This is a genomic window from Thioclava sp. ISO4 (assembly GCF_058105145.1).
In genome coordinates, this window is the sequence record NZ_CM176571.1 from 720908 (window position 1) to 738136 (window position 17229).

At 63.7% G+C, this 17229-nt stretch carries 20 protein-coding genes; 10 read left to right on the plus strand and 10 right to left on the minus strand.

Annotated features, from left to right (window positions below):
• Position 1 precedes the first annotated feature (1 nt).
• Positions 2–946 carry an acetyl-CoA carboxylase, carboxyltransferase subunit beta gene (gene accD / locus AC2TZ7_RS03655; protein WP_078522256.1) on the minus strand — a complete coding sequence of 315 codons (945 nt, stop codon included), beginning with the start codon at positions 944–946 and terminating at the stop codon, positions 2–4.
• Between the two features lie 66 nt (positions 947–1012).
• Positions 1013–1906, minus strand: a complete 894-nt coding sequence (locus AC2TZ7_RS03660; RefSeq protein ID WP_489865928.1) for a CPBP family intramembrane glutamic endopeptidase — start codon at positions 1904–1906, stop codon at positions 1013–1015.
• A gap of 168 nt (positions 1907–2074) precedes the next feature.
• Here AC2TZ7_RS03660 and AC2TZ7_RS03665 point away from each other — a divergent pair, with 168 nt between their 5' ends.
• Positions 2075–2833, plus strand: coding sequence for a TSUP family transporter (locus AC2TZ7_RS03665; protein WP_489865929.1), 759 nt, complete (start codon positions 2075–2077; stop codon positions 2831–2833).
• 3 nt (positions 2834–2836) lie between these two features.
• Here the strand turns inward: AC2TZ7_RS03665 and AC2TZ7_RS03670 are convergent, their stop codons facing one another.
• The gene (locus AC2TZ7_RS03670) at positions 2837–4162 is read right to left on the minus strand and encodes a FliI/YscN family ATPase (RefSeq protein ID WP_489865930.1); all 1326 of its coding nucleotides are present in this window, start codon (positions 4160–4162) and stop codon (positions 2837–2839) included.
• 80 nt (positions 4163–4242) lie between these two features.
• Here AC2TZ7_RS03670 and AC2TZ7_RS03675 point away from each other — a divergent pair, with 80 nt between their 5' ends.
• Genes AC2TZ7_RS03675 through AC2TZ7_RS03715 form a run of 9 tightly spaced genes read left to right on the plus strand, consistent with a single transcriptional unit; the run spans position 4243 to position 8822 of the window.
• Complete coding sequence (locus AC2TZ7_RS03675; RefSeq protein WP_489865931.1) at positions 4243–4629, plus strand: FlgB family protein; 387 nt, start codon at positions 4243–4245, stop codon at positions 4627–4629.
• Between the two features lie 2 nt (positions 4630–4631).
• Positions 4632–5024, plus strand: a complete 393-nt coding sequence (flgC, locus tag AC2TZ7_RS03680) for a flagellar basal body rod protein FlgC (protein WP_098409652.1) — start codon at positions 4632–4634, stop codon at positions 5022–5024.
• 18 nt (positions 5025–5042) lie between these two features.
• Positions 5043–5333, plus strand: coding sequence for a flagellar hook-basal body complex protein FliE (gene fliE, locus AC2TZ7_RS03685; RefSeq protein WP_078605963.1), 291 nt, complete (start codon positions 5043–5045; stop codon positions 5331–5333).
• The gene (locus tag AC2TZ7_RS03690; protein WP_489865932.1) at positions 5333–5599 is read left to right on the plus strand and encodes a flagellar biosynthetic protein FliQ; all 267 of its coding nucleotides are present in this window, start codon (positions 5333–5335) and stop codon (positions 5597–5599) included. Before fliE ends, AC2TZ7_RS03690 begins: the two co-directional genes overlap by 1 nt.
• Before the next feature lies 1 nt (position 5600).
• Positions 5601–6317: a flagellar hook-basal body complex protein gene (locus AC2TZ7_RS03695; protein ID WP_489865933.1), complete on the plus strand. Its 717-nt coding sequence runs from the start codon at positions 5601–5603 to the stop codon at positions 6315–6317.
• Between the two features lie 15 nt (positions 6318–6332).
• Complete coding sequence (flgG, locus tag AC2TZ7_RS03700; RefSeq protein WP_098409654.1) at positions 6333–7118, plus strand: flagellar basal-body rod protein FlgG; 786 nt, start codon at positions 6333–6335, stop codon at positions 7116–7118.
• Positions 7118–7543 (plus strand): flagellar basal body P-ring formation chaperone FlgA, encoded by a 426-nt coding sequence (flgA, locus tag AC2TZ7_RS03705; RefSeq protein WP_489865934.1) that lies wholly within the window; start codon positions 7118–7120, stop codon positions 7541–7543. Before flgG ends, flgA begins: the two co-directional genes overlap by 1 nt.
• A gap of 10 nt (positions 7544–7553) precedes the next feature.
• On the plus strand, positions 7554–8279 hold the full coding sequence (flgH, locus tag AC2TZ7_RS03710; RefSeq protein ID WP_489865935.1) for a flagellar basal body L-ring protein FlgH: 726 nt from the start codon (positions 7554–7556) through the stop codon (positions 8277–8279).
• Positions 8280–8288: 9 nt separating this feature from the next.
• Complete coding sequence (locus AC2TZ7_RS03715) at positions 8289–8822, plus strand: flagellar basal body-associated FliL family protein (protein WP_489865936.1); 534 nt, start codon at positions 8289–8291, stop codon at positions 8820–8822.
• Positions 8823–8864: 42 nt separating this feature from the next.
• On the opposite strand, the gene AC2TZ7_RS03720 is transcribed toward AC2TZ7_RS03715, so the two are convergent.
• The 7 genes from AC2TZ7_RS03720 to motA all read right to left on the minus strand — a co-directional run bounded on the left by AC2TZ7_RS03720 (position 8865) and on the right by motA (position 17184).
• Complete coding sequence (locus AC2TZ7_RS03720) at positions 8865–9233, minus strand: hypothetical protein (RefSeq protein WP_489865937.1); 369 nt, start codon at positions 9231–9233, stop codon at positions 8865–8867.
• On the minus strand, positions 9221–10312 hold the full coding sequence (locus AC2TZ7_RS03725; protein ID WP_489865938.1) for an EscU/YscU/HrcU family type III secretion system export apparatus switch protein: 1092 nt from the start codon (positions 10310–10312) through the stop codon (positions 9221–9223). Before AC2TZ7_RS03725 ends, AC2TZ7_RS03720 begins: the two co-directional genes overlap by 13 nt.
• A complete protein-coding gene (locus AC2TZ7_RS03730) occupies positions 10309–11097 on the minus strand; it encodes a flagellar biosynthetic protein FliR (protein WP_489865939.1) in 789 nt (262 codons plus the stop codon). Before AC2TZ7_RS03730 ends, AC2TZ7_RS03725 begins: the two co-directional genes overlap by 4 nt.
• On the minus strand, positions 11094–13178 hold the full coding sequence (gene flhA / locus AC2TZ7_RS03735; protein WP_489865940.1) for a flagellar biosynthesis protein FlhA: 2085 nt from the start codon (positions 13176–13178) through the stop codon (positions 11094–11096). The genes AC2TZ7_RS03730 and flhA overlap by 4 nt, the downstream gene beginning before the upstream one ends.
• The gene (locus tag AC2TZ7_RS03740; protein ID WP_489865941.1) at positions 13178–13924 is read right to left on the minus strand and encodes a transglycosylase SLT domain-containing protein; all 747 of its coding nucleotides are present in this window, start codon (positions 13922–13924) and stop codon (positions 13178–13180) included. The genes flhA and AC2TZ7_RS03740 overlap by 1 nt, the downstream gene beginning before the upstream one ends.
• 84 nt (positions 13925–14008) lie before the next feature.
• Positions 14009–16318 carry a hypothetical protein gene (locus AC2TZ7_RS03745; RefSeq protein ID WP_489865942.1) on the minus strand — a complete coding sequence of 770 codons (2310 nt, stop codon included), beginning with the start codon at positions 16316–16318 and terminating at the stop codon, positions 14009–14011.
• The gene (gene motA / locus AC2TZ7_RS03750; protein ID WP_098409663.1) at positions 16315–17184 is read right to left on the minus strand and encodes a flagellar motor stator protein MotA; all 870 of its coding nucleotides are present in this window, start codon (positions 17182–17184) and stop codon (positions 16315–16317) included. The genes AC2TZ7_RS03745 and motA overlap by 4 nt, the downstream gene beginning before the upstream one ends.
• Between the last annotated feature and the right edge of the window lie 45 nt (positions 17185–17229).

Consider the following 17229-nt stretch of genomic DNA (forward strand, 5'->3'; position numbering starts at 1 on the left):
ATCAGGTCTTGGGCTTCGCCTCGGCCTCGGGAGCCGCCTCGGCGACCGCTTCCTCGGGTGCCTTCTCCGGCGCGGGCAGATCGCCCTTCACCGCCGGCGGCAGGTTCATCAGCATGCGCAGGATGGTGATCAGCTCGTCGCGCATCTTCATGCGATGCGTCACGCGGTCGAGCATCCCGTGATCCAGCAGGTACTCGGCGCGCTGGAAGCCCTCGGGCAGCTTTTCGCGGATCGTCTGTTCGATCACGCGCGGGCCCGCGAAGCAGATCAGCGCGTTGGGCTCTGCGATATGCACGTCGCCCAGCATCGCGTAGGAGGCGGTCACGCCGCCGGTCGTCGGATGGGTCAGCACGACGATATAGGGCAGGCCCGCTTCCTTGAGCATCTGCACGGCGACGGTGGTGCGGGGCATCTGCATCAGCGACAGGATACCTTCCTGCATCCGTGCGCCGCCAGCCGCCGAGAACAGCACCAGCGGACGCTTGAGCTTCACCGCGCGTTCGGCCGCCGCGATGATCGCGTTGCCGACATACATGCCCATCGAGCCGCCCATGAAGGTGAAGTCCTGCGCGGCCGCGACGATCGGCGTGCGCCCGATCTCGCCCTCGGCCACCAGCATCGCCTCTTTCTCGCCGGTCGATTTCTGGGCCGCCTTCATCCGGTCCGGATAGCGTTTCTGGTCCTTGAAATGCAGCGGATCGGTGATCGGTTCGGGCACTTTCACTTCGGAGAAGATGCCGCCGTCGAACAGCGCCTCGAAGCGCACGCGGGGCGTGATCGCGAGGTGATGGTCGCAATTGGTGCAGACGTTGAGATTGTCCGACAGCTCCCGGTGGAACAGCATCGTCCCGCATTCGGGACATTTCGTCCAAAGGTTCTCGGGCACTTCGCGGCGCGAAAACAGCGAGTTAATCCGAGGACGGACGTAATTGGTGATCCAGTTCATCGTATGAGCCTCTCGCTGGGGCGGGTCGGTTTGGCTTGAAATACGCCGCCCCTGCACGAATTGCAATCAGACGCGGAGGGTGAGGCGGATCAACAACCACGCGATCAGCAGGTGCAGCATGTCCAGCAGAAGCCACGGCAAGAGGTCCCACAGGTCGCGTGTGTTGATCACGATCGTGTAGAGCGCCAGCCCGTCGAGCTGGCCGTAGAAGCCGACGAGGAAGAGCGAGCCGAAGTTATTGGCGAAATGCAGCGCAAGGGCCGCGCCGAGATTGCCGGTCCGCGCAGTCAGGTCGCTCGCGAGGCAGCCGAAGCCGAAAGCCCAGAGCGCGGGCCAGAGCGCGTTGCTGCCATACGCGCCGGGCGAATAATGCAGCGCCCCGAACAGCGCCGAGGGCAGGACCATCCAGATCAGGGGGCTGCGCCAGCGCGCCGCGAGTTGCTGCAGGAGATAGCCGCGAAACAGCACCTCTTCGGTCGCGATCTGCACCCCCAGAAGCGGCAGTGCGATCGGCGCCCAGCTCAGCACATGCAGCAGCGGGTTGGAGCGCGCCGCGGCCTCGCTGAGCTGGGTCAGCCCGAAGGCGAAAAGAGCGAAGAGCAGCAGAACCGGCAGCACCTTCGTGAAGGTGGCGAGGCTCCGCCGTCCGAACAGCGTCGCGGGCGCGCGGTGATGCAGGTGGCGGCTGACGACGAAAGTCGCGATCATGAGCGGCGCGAAACTCGCCAGCAGAATGGCGAGGCCGCGCGGGGTCGAGCCATGGGCGATTTCCTGAAACAGCCGAAGCATCGAGAAGTCGTCGAGCATCGAGGAGAAGAACAGGATCATCGCCCAGCCGCTGAGTAGGTAGAAGGCGACGATCACGCTCAGCCCCAGCATCCCGCGCCAGATCTGCGCATAGGGCTTCGCGGGGGCAGCGAACGCCTCGAGCGGCGCATATCGGTTCGAGCGCGCGATCACCGGGCGGGGCTCGCAAAGAGCGGGGCGGCTGCAAGGGGCGATTGGGTCATCTGGGTCTTCCGCAAGGCTGAGCTTCGGTGATAGCGGCTGCAGCCCCGGTGAGGCAACGGCTTTACTTTTCGCGGCGCGGGCAGGACAAGAGGCGGCTGTCTTCTGACCGGGGTGCAAATGTTTGAGCTTCCTCTCGATCTGGTGGTGATGCTGATCGGCGCGGCTTTCGCGGCGGGGGTGGTCGATTCCATCGCGGGCGGCGGCGGGCTGATCACGGTGCCGGCGCTTTTGCTGGCGGGCGTGCCGCCGGTTCAGTCGCTCGCGACGAACAAGATTCAGGGCACGTTCGGCGCGGCGACGGCGGCGATTTCCTATGCGGCCTCGGGCCATGTGGTGCTGCGAAAACAGCTACTGGCCGCCGTGATCGGGTTCCTTGGCGGGCTGGCGGGGGCGCTTCTCGTGTCGCGCATCCCGACCGACAAGATCGAGATCGCCCTGCCGTTCATCCTTATCGCGATCGCCGCGTTTTTCGCCTTGCGGCCCGGTTTGGACGACACGGATCGGGTGCAGCGTATTCCGCCCGGCCTGTTCACCGCCGCCTTCGTGCCGGTGATCGGCTTTTACGACGGGCTGATCGGGCCGGGGACGGGGTCGTTCTTCATGATCGGTTTCGTGACGCTGGCGGGTTACGGCGTGCTCAAGGCGACGGCGCATACGAAACTGCTGAACTTCTCGTCGAATATCGGGGGGCTGACGGGGTTCCTGCTGGTCGGCTCGCCGCTCTGGGTGCTCGGCATCGCGATGGGGCTGGCGCAGATCGCCGGGGCGCGGCTGGGCTCGCGGCTTGCGATGCGGGTGGGCGCGCGGCTGATCAAGCCGCTGCTGGTGACGACCTCGACGCTGCTGGCCGCGAAGCTGCTTTGGGATCTGATCTAGGCGCTATCCCGGTACCTGCGACAGGATCGTGCGCAGCCGCGCGAAACTGCCCGCGATGCCGTCGGGGGCGGGTTCGGCGATGAAGGCATCCAGCTCGGGCCAGACCTTGATCGCGGCGTCGATGCGCGGGTCCGAGCCTTCCGCGTAGAGCCCCGCCTGAATCATCATCTCGGCCCGGTCATAGGCGCCGAGCAGGCTGCGCGCCTTGCCGATCAACCGGTTTTCCTCGGGATCCGCCGCGTCGGGCAGCGAGCGCGAGACCGAACGCAGCATGTTGATCGCCGGGAAGCGCCCACGCTCCGCGATCTCGCGCTCCAGCACGACATGCCCGTCGAGCACGCCGCGCAGGATATCGGCGATCGGCTCGTCCATATCGGAACCGGCCACGAGGACTGAGAACACGCCGGTGATGTCACCCTGACCTTCGGCGCCGGGGCCCGCGCGCTCGCCCAAGGCCATGATCTGATAGGAGGTCGAGGGCGGGTAGCCGCGCAGCGAGGCGGGCTCGCCCCCCGCCAAAGCGACTTCACGATGGGCTTCGGCGAAGCGCGTGATCGAGTCGGCGAGGAAAAGCACGTGCTGGCCCGCATCGCGGAAATGCTCGGCCACGGCCATCGCGACCCAGGCGCAGCGGCGGCGCACCAGCGGCGATTGATCCGACGTTGCGGCGACGATCACCGCGCGGGCCATTCCCTCCGGGCCAAGCGTCTTTTCCACGAATTCCCGCAATTCCCGGCCGCGTTCGCCGATCAGCGCGATGACGACGAGGTCGGCAGAGACTCCGCGCGCGAAACTCGCCAATAGCGAGGATTTCCCGACGCCCGATCCCGCGAAAAGGCCGACCCTTTGGCCCTGGACCAGCGGCAGTATCGTGTCGAAGGCGGCGAGTGACGTCTCCAACCGGCCGCCCAACCGCTTGCGCTGGGCGGCAGGCGGAGGGCTTGCGCGCAATTCGCGCTCGCGCGCACCGTGGATCAGTGGTTGCCCGTCGAGCGGCTTTCCGAACGGGTCTATGATCCGCCCGACCCAGCTGTCATGCGGGGCGATCCCGCCCTGACCGAGCAGCTCCACCTCGTTGTCGATCGCCACGCCATCGGCGGCTCCGTCGGGCAGCACCGTGACCGCCCCGCGCGTCAGCGACAGAACTTCCGCGCCGATTTCGCGTCCGTTTTGGCAGCGAATCGTCGCGCGGTCGCCAAGGGCCGCCGAACGGGCAAGACCGCTGACCTCGATCATCCCGCGCCGCACCTCGCGCACGCGCCCGACCGCATGGGCGCTGGCGATACCGCGCATTTCGGCGCGCAACAGGTCGAATCCCGCAAATGCCATTCTGGCCTCCGATGTTCTCGAAACGTTTTCTAAACGATTCGCTCTTAAAGCTTGGTTGATAGCTCGGAGGAGAAGCCCCGATGTTCGAGAAGATTGAGATCATGAAAATGGCCAGTGCGATGGCCACCCACGCCGCAGCCCGCCAGAACGCGGTTGCGGAGAATATCGCCAATGCGGACACGCCCGGCTATGCGGCGCGTGACCTGCCGGCTTTCGAAGACCTCTATCGCAGCGAGGGTCGCGGCGCTATGCGGGCGACGCGCTCCGGTCACATCGACGCATCGGCGACGATCACCACCGCGCCCGAGGTGATCGCCTCCCCCGGTGTCACCTCGCCCGATGGCAATTCGGTTTCGCTGGAAGAAGAGATGGTCCGCTCGGTCGCGGTGAAACGCGAGCATGACCTGTCGCTCGCGATCTACCGCTCTTCGCTCAACATCCTGCGCAGTTCGCTCGGGAGGGGCTGAAGATGAGCGATTTTACCCAATCCATGGCGCTGTCCGCCTCGGGCATGAAGGCGCAGGCGATGCGGCTTCGGCACAGCTCCGAGAATATCGCGAATGCCGATACGCCCGGCTATCACCGCAAGATCGCTGCCTTCGAGAAGGTCGTCTCCGAAGGCGCTCCCACCGGGGAGGTCACCCTCGGCCCGGTGCGGCTCGACCGATCCGAACTCACCCAAATCTACGAACCCGGCCATCCGATGGCCGACGAGAACGGCTACTACGACGGCTCGAATGTCGATCTGGTGGTCGAAATCGCTGACGCGCGCGAAGCGCAGCGCAGCTACGAGGCGAATTTGCGCATGTTCGATCAGGCCCGGCAAATGTCGGCCTCCCTGCTCGAACTGCTTCGCCGCTAAGGACCGAGGAGATCTAGAATGGATTTTAACACCTCCCTTGCAACGCAAAGCTACGCCCAGGCCCGGGCTGCTGTCCCGCCGGAAGCGGGCGGTTCCGGGCCGGGCTCCCTTTTCGAACAGGCGGCGAGTTCCTTCGTCGATGCGGTCAAGGCGGGCGAAGACACCGCCAAAGCCGCGATGGCGGGTCAGGCCGATCCGCATGCGCTGGTGCAGGCGCTCGCCCAGACGGAACTCGCGATCGAAACGGCGGTGACCGTCCGCAACAAGGTCGTGGAGGCCTATCAGGAAATTCTCAGGATGCCGGTCTGATGCAGGACGCGATTTTCTTCGACACGCTCCGGCAGGGCTTATGGATCGCCGTGCTGATCGCGGCGCCGCTCCTTTCGGTCGCGCTGGTGGCGGGGGTCGCGATCGGCCTCTTTCAGGCGCTGACCTCGGTGCAGGAAATGACGCTGACCTTCGTGCCCAAAGTGGGCGCGATGCTCGTCGTGTTCTGGGTGTCGATGAGCTTCATGTCGGAAAAGCTGGTGGAGTTTTTCACCCGCACCATCCTGCCGATCGTCGCCGGGGGCTGAGATGGACAACACAATCTATACCACCCTCACGCGGCAATCCGGTCTGATGCACGAAATGCGGACGCTTGCGAACAATATCGCGAATGTCTCGACCACAGGTTTCCGGCGCGAGGGTGTGATCTTCTCCGAATATCTCTCGGGGTTGGAGGGCAATGAGCCCTCGCTGTCGATGGCGCGGGCGCATGGTCGTCTGATCGATCGAAGCCAAGGCGGGCTGACCCAGACAGGCGGCACCTTCGATTTCGCGATCGAAGGCGAGGGTTTCTTCATGATCGAGACCCCGCAGGGCAATCAGCTCACGCGGGCCGGCAGTTTCATCCCGTCGGCCGAAGGTGAATTGCTCACGCCCGACGGGTACCGGCTGCTCGATTCCGGTGGCACCCCGGTCGCGATCCCCTCGGGGGTGACTTCGGTCGCGCTCGCCGCCGATGGCACGCTCTCCGACAAGGGCCAGCCGATCGCGCAGGTCGGCGTCTACCTTCCCACCGATCCCAATGAATTGCGCCATGTCGGCGGCACCCGCTTCACCGCGGAGGCCGGGGCCGAACCGGTGGAGGGCGCGGTTCTGATGCAGGGGGTTCTCGAAGACAGCAACGTCGATCCGATCACCGAGATCGCGCGCATGATCGAGGTCCAGCGCGCCTATGAGATGGGCCAGGCCTTTCTCGAACGCGAAGACGAACGAATCCGCGGCGTCATCCAGACGCTCGCCCGCTAACAGGAGGCCCATGACATGAGAGCTCTTCAGATCGCTGCCACCGGCATGAGCGCGCAGCAGACGCGCGTCGAGGTGATTTCCAACAACCTCGCGAACATGTCGACCACTGGCTATAACGCGCGCCGCGCCGAGTTCGCCGATCTGCATTACCAGCAGACGACCCGCCCCGGCACGATCAACGCAACCGATGGCACGACCATTCCCGCCGGGGTGCAGCTTGGCCTCGGCGTGCGCCCGACCGCCGTGACGGTCAACATCGCGCAAGGGTCACTCAGCGCGACGGGCGGCGATCTGGACCTCGCGATTGACGGCAATGGCTATCTCGAGGTGACGCTGCCCTCTGGCATCTCCGCCTACACGCGCGATGGCGGGCTCAAGCGCAACGGCACCGGACAGATCGTGACCTCCGACGGCTATCCGGTCGTGCCCGATATGACCATTCCGAACGACGCGCGCGCCGTTGCGATCAACGCGGAGGGCGAGGTCTATGCCTATTTCGCCGATCAGGTCGCGCCGCAGCTTCTTGGGCAGTTCACCCTGGCGAATTTCTCGAACCAGAAGGGGCTGGAAGCGATCGGGTCGAACCTGTTTCTCGAAACCGGCGCCTCCGGCCCGCCCAATGTGAATACGCCCGGCGCCGACGAGTTGGGCACGCTGCGGCAGGGCTATCTGGAGGAGAGCTCGGTCGATCCGGTGCGCGAGATCACCGAGCTGATCAAGGCGCAGCGCGGCTACGAGCTGAACGCGAAGGTCATTTCCGCCGCCGATCAAATGCTTGGCGCGACGACGCAGGTGCGCTGATGCTGCGGCGGGCGATCCTGATTGCGGCATCCGGTCTCTTGCCGGGCCACGCCTTGGCGGACACGCTGGTCGCGCTGCACACCATGCGCGCCCGGACGATCGTCGCCCCCGCAGATGTCGGGCTACAACCGGGCGAGGTGGCCGGGGCGTTGACCGGGCCGGAGGAAGCGATCGGCCTCGAGACGCGCGGGGTGATCTATGCCGGTCGCCCGATCCGAGCCCGCGATCTGGGGCAGCCCGCCATTGTCGAGCGCAATCAGATCATCCCGCTCCTGTTCCGCCGCGGATCGCTGGAGATCCGAACCGAAGGCCGCGCGCTTGATCGGGCCGGCATCGGAGAGACGATCCGCGTGATGAACGCCGCTTCCAAAACCGTGGTCTCCGCGACGCTTGGCGCTGACGGAACCGCCCATGTTGCCCCATGAGGAACTCGCGATGAAATCTCCTGCCCTGTTGCTGTTGTCGATCATGCTCGTCGCCTGCGGGCGGCTCGAGCAGGTCGGTAAGGCGCCCGGATTCACACCGGTCGAAGGCGGCAACGAGTTCTACGCCATGGCCTCCTCGCCACTGCCCGTCACGACAGAGGCGCGCAGCCCCGAACAAGAAGCCTCTCTTTGGTCAGGTGCGCGCAACTCGCTGTTGGGCGACCCACGCGCCGCCAAACGGGGCGACATCCTTACCGTCGTGATTGAGATTAACGATAAGGCCGAGATCTCGAATTCGACGGGTCGCTCGCGCAGCGGATCGGATACGATGGGGGTGACCTCCATGCTCGGCATTCCCCAGCGCATCGACAGGCGTCTGCCAGATGGGGCGAGCATGGCCGACGCCGTCTCGACCAATTCGAATTCGACCTATTCCGGCGACGGGCAGGTATCGCGCAACGAGAAACTGACCCTGCGCGTGGCCGCAACGATCATCGAGACGCTCCCGAATGGCGTTTTGCGCATTCAGGGCAGCCAGGAGGTGCGGGTGAATTTCGAGGTGCGTGAGCTGATCGTCACCGGTTTCGTGCGCCCCGCCGATGTGAGCCGCCAGAACGAAATCACCTATGACAAGATCGCTGGCGCGCGGATTTCCTATGGCGGGCGCGGGCAGATCACCGATGTGCAGCAACCGCGCTACGGCCAGCAGATCGCCGATATTCTCCTGCCCTTCTGAGGTTCCGTAATGCTTGGTAAACTCCTCCCGCTTCTCCTCGGTCTGATCGGTCTCGCCGGTGGCGGCGCGGCCGGGTATTTCCTGCGCCCCGCCCCGCCGCCCGCAGAACATGCCACCGACCCGACCGCTGCGGAGGGGGCAGCGGAAGGAGATCACGGCGCCGCACCAGAGGCTCATGGGAACCCGGCCGCCGACGATCATGGGGCCGAGGGCGATGTCACCTCCGAATTCGTCAAGCTCAACAACCAGTTCATCGTGCCGCTGGTCACCGAGGCGCGAATCTCCGGCATGGTGATCCTGTCGCTCAGCCTCGAGGTGAGGGTCGGTGAGACCGAGGCCGTCTACCGCGCTGAGCCGAAACTGCGCGACGCGTTCCTGCAGGTTCTGTTCGATCACGCGAATACGGGGGGATTTCAGGGCCTGTTCACGGATTCCGCGAACATGTCGCGCCTGCGCCGGGCTCTGACCGAGACCGCGCGTAGTATCTTGGGTCCCGGTGTCCTTGCGGTGCTGGTCTCCGATATCGTGCGTCAGGACAGCTAGGTCCGGTCCGCGATCTCTGCGACAGACGAGAAGTCCCGCGCCTCAGCGCGGCGCGCCTCGTTTCGGGTGACCAAGTTTCGTGACAACGTCATGGCGGCCCACCGCGCGCGCGGTTGCGCCATGCTGCGCAGCAAGCGCAGGGTCGAGCTCCTTCCGCGCGGCGCGTAGCCGCGTGTCTTCCAGCGACAGGTAGCGCAGATAGGCGAGGGTGTTCTGCCCGGAGGCTGGTTCCTGCGCGAGCGTCTCCCGGGTCGACCTCTCCTCCGCCTGCAGGCTGGCAATTCGCGCATCGAGTGCGCGCGCCCGGGCGTTCAATCGTGCGAGCGTTGCAAGCTCCGACTCCCGCTGCATACGGGTCAATCGGGCGAGCGCCGCCAGCCGCTTTACCTGCAATTTGCTCATTTGCGCCATGCCGCACCTCCGCGTGCCGCCTTGCGCATTTTCTCCGCAAAGCGGATCGCTGCCGCCACGGGTTTGTAATGCTCCGGCCGGATTTCCTCCACGATCTCGATCGCCGCGAACAGCGCCCGCGCTGTCGGCGGGTCCGAATGAACGGGCACCGCGTTCTCCGCCGCGATCTCGCGGATCCGCGCAGCGATCGCATCAACCCCCTTCGACAGGCAGACCGGCGCGCGCCCCGAGGCGCGATCCCATTTCAGCGCGACCGCGTAATGGGTCGGGTTAACGATCACCACATCAGCCTTGGCGGTGTCGGGAACCGACTGCCGCATCGCAAGCTCCATCCCCTTCTGACGTCGCTGTGCCTTCAGATGAGGATCGCCTTCGGATTGCTTCATTTCGTCGGTCAGTTCCTTGCGCGTCATCCGGTTGCGGCGCAGGAATTCGGACCGCTGCCAAAGATAATCGATCGCGCCCATCGTGGCGGCGAGGGCGGTGACGATCATCAGAAACTCGGCGATCATCCGAAACAGCAGCCCCACGATCTGCACCGATTCGAGATGCTGCGTGAGCAAAATCAGATCGGCGCGTGCCCTGAGGTAAATGAAAAGAATCGTCGCGATCACCGCGAGTTTCGTCGCGCTCTTGGCGAATTCGAACAGCCCGCTGCGTCCGAATTTCTGCGCAGCATTTTTCAGCGGATTGATCCGGCTGAGCTTTGGCTGGATCTTGTCGGGCGCGACCACGATCGCGCGTTGTGCCCAGTAGGCGACGAGCGCGGCGATCATCGGTACCACGAAAAACGGCGCGAGCGGCACGAGCAGCGTGCCGATGATCCGCCCGCCCAAGGCCGTCCCGCCACCAAGAAACTGCGCGGCCATCTCATCGGCGCGATCCAGCATCGCCATCGCCCCAATGCCGAACCGCGTCACGCTGTAGATACCAAGGCCGAGCAGCGTCGCGAGAAAACTGCCATAGACGGCGGCCACGGAAATCTCGGTCGAGCGCACCAGATCGCCCTTGCGCCGTGCCGCGTCCAGCTTATGCGGTGTCGGGTCGAATTCCTTTTCGCCGGCTTCGTCTTCGCTCATCGTACCGCTCCGAACGGGTTGCCGAGGAAGGTCATGACCGCTTCGCGCCAGATCGCGATGGCGGTGGGCGCACATAGGGCAAGCAGGATCAGACCGCCTGCCGTGAGCGCCGGGGCGCCGACGAACGCGACCATGAGCTGCGGCATGGCTCGGTTAATTGCACCAAGTGCGACGTTGTAGATCAGCCCGGTGACCGCGAAGGGGGCGGCGAGCTTGAAGGCGAGCGAAAACGCATGCGCGACACCCGAGACGCCCCAGCGCCGCAGCGCATCCGGATCGGGCCATTCGCCCACCGGTAACACCTGATAGGTTCCGATCAGAAACTCGATGAGCTGGACGTGAAATCCGAGGCTCATCAGCACCGCGATCCCGGCGATCAGCAGGAGGTTCCCGATTGCGGGTTGCGGCTCCCCGCCCATTCCGCCGAGCAGCTGGGAGAGCGAACTCGACTGCGCCGCCATTGTGCCTGCGATTTGCAGAGCGAAGACAAAGGCGCGCAATCCGAAGCCAAGAAAGAGGCCGATCGCGATTTCCGAGGCCAGCCAAAGCGGCAAAGCCGTCCCCTGGTCGAAACTGGCGAGCGTCGGTGCGACGGCCGGAATCGTCACCAGGGTTATCGCGAGTGCGACCCCGGTCTTGATCCGCGCCGGCAGGCTCGTTTCGCCAAAGCCAGGAGCCATGGCGACAATCCCGCACACCCGCAGCAAGACAATGAAACCTATGAACAAAAAGCTTCGTGCTTGTTGCAGGATCTCGCTGAGCAGATCGAGAAGCGGTGGGGTCATGCGGGGACCTGTCCGACCATCGCGGGCCGCGCTTCCAGGCCGATTTCTTCGTAGCTCAGGACCGGCGCGTTCAGCCCTTTCGCGTTGATGACCGTGCGCAAGAACCGCCGCCTGCGCCCTGAAGAGACCAGTGCCGGGAAGGTCCCCGCCTGAGCCGCCCCGGCGAGTTTCTCTGCGATATTCGCCGCCAGCTTGTTGAACAGGTCAGGTGGCAAGGCGACATCGCTGCTCGCCTCGCCCCCGATCGTGTATTTTCCGAAGCGTTCTTCCCAATCGGGCGCCAGTTGGATCAGGGGGATCGTGCCGTCCTCGCGACGCAGATCGGCGACGAGCTGAAAGCCGAGGCGTTGCCGTACATGTTCGCAGATCTGCTCGGGGCTTTGCAGGTGGCGCGCCTCCGAGATTGCCTCGACGATCAGCAGAAGGTTGCGGATCGAGACCCGTTCATCGAGCAGTAGCCTTAACACCGAAAGCAGAAGATCGATCGGCACCTTGTCGGGAATGAGCTCGTCGAGAACGCGTCGATTGGCCTGTGCGCGTGTCGGGTCGGAGAGGTTCGCGACTTCGTCGAGCAGCCGCCGCAGCGCCCGCAATGTCATCAGTCGCGAGAAATTCGCCTTGATCACTTCGAGAAGATGTGTCGCGAGCACCTCCGTCGGCCCGACCACCGTCGAGCCAGCGAGCGCCGCGTCTTCCTGCTGATGGGCGGGCACCCAAAGCGCGGGCGCGTGGAACACCGGTTCGCGGACCTCCTCGCCGTCTGGCAGGAATTCGCGATTGTCCGCGATCAGCGCAAGAACATGCTCCGGCATCAGCCGATCGCGTGCCTGCTCCACCCCCTGAACCCGGATGCGATAGTGACCGGGCGGCAGCGTGGCGTCGTCGGTCAGCCGAATTTCGGGGAGGATCAATCCGAAATTCGCCGCGACATGATTGCGCATGTTGGAGATGCGCGCGTCCAGACCCGTCGCCGGATCGAGCGCCATCTTGACCAGATCCGGGGCGAATTCGACATGGATATCGTCGATGTCGAGCACGTCACCCATGGATTTCTGCTTCGGCCCGGTCTCTGGCGCGGGCATTTTCATCGCCTCGCGCCGTGCACGCGCCCGTTCGGCGCGCCGCAGCATATAGGCCGCCGTGCCGAGGATGACGGCCCCCGCGGTGAAAGGCACGAAGGGGAGGCCCGGCACGAGACCGAATAGCGCCATCAAGACCGCAACGGTTGTCAGGGCGGCCGGATATTTACCAAGCTGGCGGAACAACTCCAGATCGGTGGAGCCTTTCGCCCCGCCGCGCGACAGCAAGATGGCCGCTGCGATCGAGATGATGACCGCCGGTATCTGGCTGACGAGGCCGTCGCCGACCGTGAGGATCGCATAGGTCTCGAGCGCGCGATCGAGCGGCATTCCATGCACGATGGTGCCGATAAGCAGCCCGACCACGAGGTTGAGCATCGTGATTAACAGCCCGGCAACCGCGTCCCCTTTGACGAATTTCGATGCCCCGTCGAGCGAGCCGAAAAAGGTGGTTTCCGCCTGCTCGCGTTCGCGCCGCTCTCGCGCCTCGGCATGGTCGATGGCGCCTGCATTCATGTCGCTGTCGATCGCGAGCTGCTTGCCCGGCATCGCGTCGAGGGCAAAGCGTGCGCCGACCTCGGCCATGCGCCCCGCACCTTTGGTGATCACGATGAAATTCACGATCAGAATCACGCAGAACACGACCAGCCCGATCAGGACCGAGCCGCTCATGATGAAATTCGCGAACCCTTCGATAACGCCGCCCGCCGCACCCGTACCCGTATGCCCGTTTCCTATAATGAGTTTCGTCGAGGTGACGTTGAGCGACAGCCGCAGCATGAGCGTCGCAAGGAGAATGGTGGGAAAGGCGGAGAAATCGAGCGGACGTTCGATGAACAGGGTGACGGTGAAGATCAGGATCGCGAGGGCGAAAGAGGTCGCGAGACCAATGTCGAGGATCCAGGAGGGCACCGGAAGGATCATCATCGCGATGACCGCCATCAGCGCGAGTGCCAACAGGATCGTTGGCTGAAACGCGCGTTGCACGAGCGGGGTCGCCATCACATCCCTCGCGCTTTCCGCGCGGCATGCGCGAACAGGGAGGCGCCCGGGGCACCGCCCGGCCGGGGCGGCTTTGCGTCTTTCGATCTGAGCAGGAGCGGATAGCGGTTCCCTCGGCGTTGTGCTTGGGACGCGCTTTGTGCCAGCACGATGTCGGGAATATCAGGCAATGGACTGGCCGCGGCGGCGGAAGTGGTCATCACGTCTTTCGGGCCGCTCCTGCCCGCGAGTTTCGCGTAAAACCGGGCAAAGCGTGTCGAATAGCTGTTCGCATGCTTGGGCGTGCGCGAGTGATAGGCGCCCGCCGCCTTCTTCCAGTCACCGCTTTCTGCGTAGAGCGTTTTCAGAAATTGCGCCGCGTATCGAGCATTTTCCAACGGGTCGAACATGTCTTCGATCGATGAAAAATGTCGCCCGTGCCATTTGAAATTGATCTGGAAGCAGCCGATGTCGAAGCTTCGTGCGCCGCGTTTGAATTCCTTGAAAACGTAAGCGAGCGCCAAATCCCGGCTCTCGAACCAATGCCCAGCGCCTTCCATATTCACGGTCCAAGGCCACGGCTCGAAGCCACCCGCGCCTTTTCGTCCGGTCTCATTTAGCGAGATCGCCATGAGCACCGCGTAAGGAACGCCGCTTTCGCGCGAGGCTTGCTTCGCGGCGGCCTCGCATAGCTGGGGTTGCCCCGCCGCGGATAGCGGAACGAGGGTTAGACAGAGGACATAGAGAGCCCGCCGAAACCAAGGCATGGGATTTTCCCTTTGTAGTGCAATTCTTGCAAACCCAGACCTAGCGGCCAAAGATTTAGAAACCGTTTGCGCCGTTTCGGCACGTCATTCCTGTGCGGTCGGCAGGGCAAGGCGCTCGAGCATTTTCGACAGCGTTTCCCGCTCGGCTTGGCTTCGCTCCAACAGGCTGCGCGCCTGAGTGATCGGGCCCCCTTGGACATCCGTCCCAGGTGAAGGCTCCGCACCGAAGGTTTCTAAAAACTGCTTCTCCACCGCGTCGGGCGAAGTCTCCAGGTTTGACCAGTCGCCCTTATGCCAGGATTGTGCGCGCGCATCTTTTGGATTCCCCGCACGCAGATAGGCGGCGCGCGCGTCGTCGTGTCGACCGAGCCGGGATAAAGCCTCCGCCCGGAGTTGCTCGACTCGCTGACCGCCGAGGTCCTTCAGGTGTGCGAGAGCAGCTGCAGGGTCCATTTCAAGAAGCGCTGCCCGAGCGAGCAGCGTTTTGTCCTGCTCCGTCAATGGCGCGGCCTTGCCGAGGAGGCGCACGGCGACTGCCGGCATTCCCAGAGAGATTGCGCGTCCGGCCAATTCTTGTCGCAGGTTCGGTATCTGTGCGACTTCCTCGGCAAGTGGCAATTCGTCGTAGAGGGTGCGAAGGAAAACCGCGTCGCTGGATTGACCAACCAACCGCGTGAATGTTGCCGCGAGCGTGCCGTTTGGGTCCGCGATTGTGGCCGCATCGGCGTAAATCTCAAAAGCTTTAGGAAATTCGGAATTCGCGGCGTGCCCGATCGCAGCGATGCGCCGCAACTCCGGTGCCTCCGGCGCTTTGGCGAGTTCGAATGCGAGCGCCTCAGCATTGGCGAGAGCTGCCGGATCGACTTCTCCGCCCGCATCGATCTGGCCGTTGAGCCATAGGATCAACGCGCGCAACCCCTGCTCTGAATTCGTCTTCGAAAGCGCCTCAAGGTTACCCAAAGCTTGTGGATCCGCTTCTTTCGCTTGGATTTCCGCCTCCACTGTATCAAGCGCAGTTCGATCCTCCGTGGTTATTCGGCTGACCGCGGGTTCGAGAGAGCGTGCCACATCTGCGGCCCCAATCTGCGTGAGCCTAGCCACAAGGTTTGGCGCCAGAGACCGTCGCAGATCCACCGGAAGTGCTTCGAAATTTCGGCGAAGCGCGGCGAATGCGACATCTCGTTTTTCGGGCGGCGGGTCTGATGCAAGGAAAGCCCAAAGCGCGACCGCACCATCGCAATCTGTGAGCCGCGCGAGCGGCGATGCAGCCGCGGCGGGGTCCTGATCGAGAACCGATCCGACAAAGAGCAGAGCATCTTTGCTAGGACCATCCTTAGCCATGTCGCGCAAAAGCGCGCGGGCCTCCGTCCCGAAACCGAAGGCAATGTATAGTCTTGCCAAAGCCATCACCTTACGCGGGTTGGGGACGTCGAATTCGCCCAAGAGATCACGGCGTGCATCGCTGATCTGCGCGAAGGCCGGGCGCTCGTCGATCCAGCTCGCGAGGTCGAAATATCGATCGGGAGGGCACTCGGATACCTCCAGCTGCGTCTGGGGTGGCGTGACGAGATGATCGCGATCGATCACGGTCATCGAATCGACGGCGAGATGCGGCGGCAGTGCCGGCGCGGGAGGACCCATCGGATCGTCAGCGCTCTCCGTGGTCGTCTCGTTTGCAGGAGAGTTTGTTTGTTGCCCGCTTTTTGGGGGCCGGGCCTCTGAAGGCTTCACCTGAGCCGAGACGAGTCCCTGCGATGCCGCCCGCGAAACCTGGCGTAAGAGGCTCTCTTCAATGCCATCAAGTCGCGGATCCGGTTTCGGCGGGATTTGCGGTTTGGGCGCGCCATCCGAGATCGTCACCGGCGCTGCGGTGGTTTCGCGCATATGCGGTGGCTGCCAGAAGAGGTCGAGATAGTCCCGTCCAATCGCGACAGGCTGAACGGTTCTGTGCCGGGGCGGGGAGGATGGCCGCGGCGCATTCGTTGGCGAAGATTTGGCCCGATCGCGTACTGCCGCAGCTGGCGCCAGCGCGGCTTGATCTGGCGGTGCATCCTTGAGGTCTATGACGAATGCACCGCTTTCGAGAGTAAAGGTTTCGGGAATGATTCCGGGTGCGAGTCTCAGAAGAAGCGTGCCATCGGGCTCTGCGATAAGTGCTTTCAACCTGTCACGCGGGATCAACTCGAACACGTTTTGAATCGCATATTGCGGATCTGATGCGTCGGTCGCGAGGCGAACTCCTTCATCTACGGGAGCAAGGGCCCGACTGGCCGATGCGGGTAGATAGACCACGAGGCGGGAAAAGCCGTCATGCTCGCCCGATTTGACCGGAATTGGCGTGGCATAAGCCGGAGTGAAGGGCAGCAGAAAAAGAAGCGCGATCCAGAACCTCATGCCGCCTCCGATTTCACCGACTTCAAGGCCTCCTCGAGGTCGGAGAAGCTTGGGCGAATGTGGTGGGGTGTGTTCTGGCGACCAACCTCGATGCAGATATTGGTTGCGTGATTGTGCAGGTTGGCGATCAACACCTCGCGGATCAGTTTGTAGAAGTGGCTGTCTTCGTCGATCACCCCCTTCATCCGGCTCGCGAATGGGGCGATGAACCCGTAGGCGAGGAACACGCCGAGAAAGGTCCCGACAAGCGCGCCGCCGATCATCTTGCCGAGAATTTCGGGGGGCTGGTCGATCGACCCCATGGTCTTGATGACCCCGAGCACCGCCGCGACGATCCCGAGCGCGGGCATCGCGTCGGCAACCGACTGCATCGCGTGGCTCGAATGCATGGCGTGGTGGTAATTCGCCTCGAGCTGCTTATCGAGCACCTCTTCCACCTGCATGGGGTCGTCGTAGTTCATCGAAGCCGATCGCATCGTATCGCAGATGATGTCGATCGCCTCGTGATCGTGCAGGATTTTCGGATATTTCCCGAAGATCGAGGAATTTTCCGGGTCTTCGATATGCTCTTCGATCGCGACGGGGTTCTGCCGGGCAAGCCGGATCAGTTCGAACAAGAGGCAAAGAAGATCGCGGTAGTCGTCGGGCTTCCATTTCGGGCCTTTGAAAACCTTTCCGACATCCTTCAGCGTGTGCTTGATCGAGGCCATGTCGTTCGACAGAACGAAGGCCCCCACAGCCGCGCCGCCGATCATGATCATCTCGAAGGGCAGGGATTTCAGGATGATCCCCATCTTTCCGCCCGCCGCGACATAGCCGCCGAAAACCATCGCGAAGATGATCACGATGCCGATGATGCCGATCATGGAAAGCCCCTTCCGTTTCTCTTGGGCGACTTTGAATGATTCGGT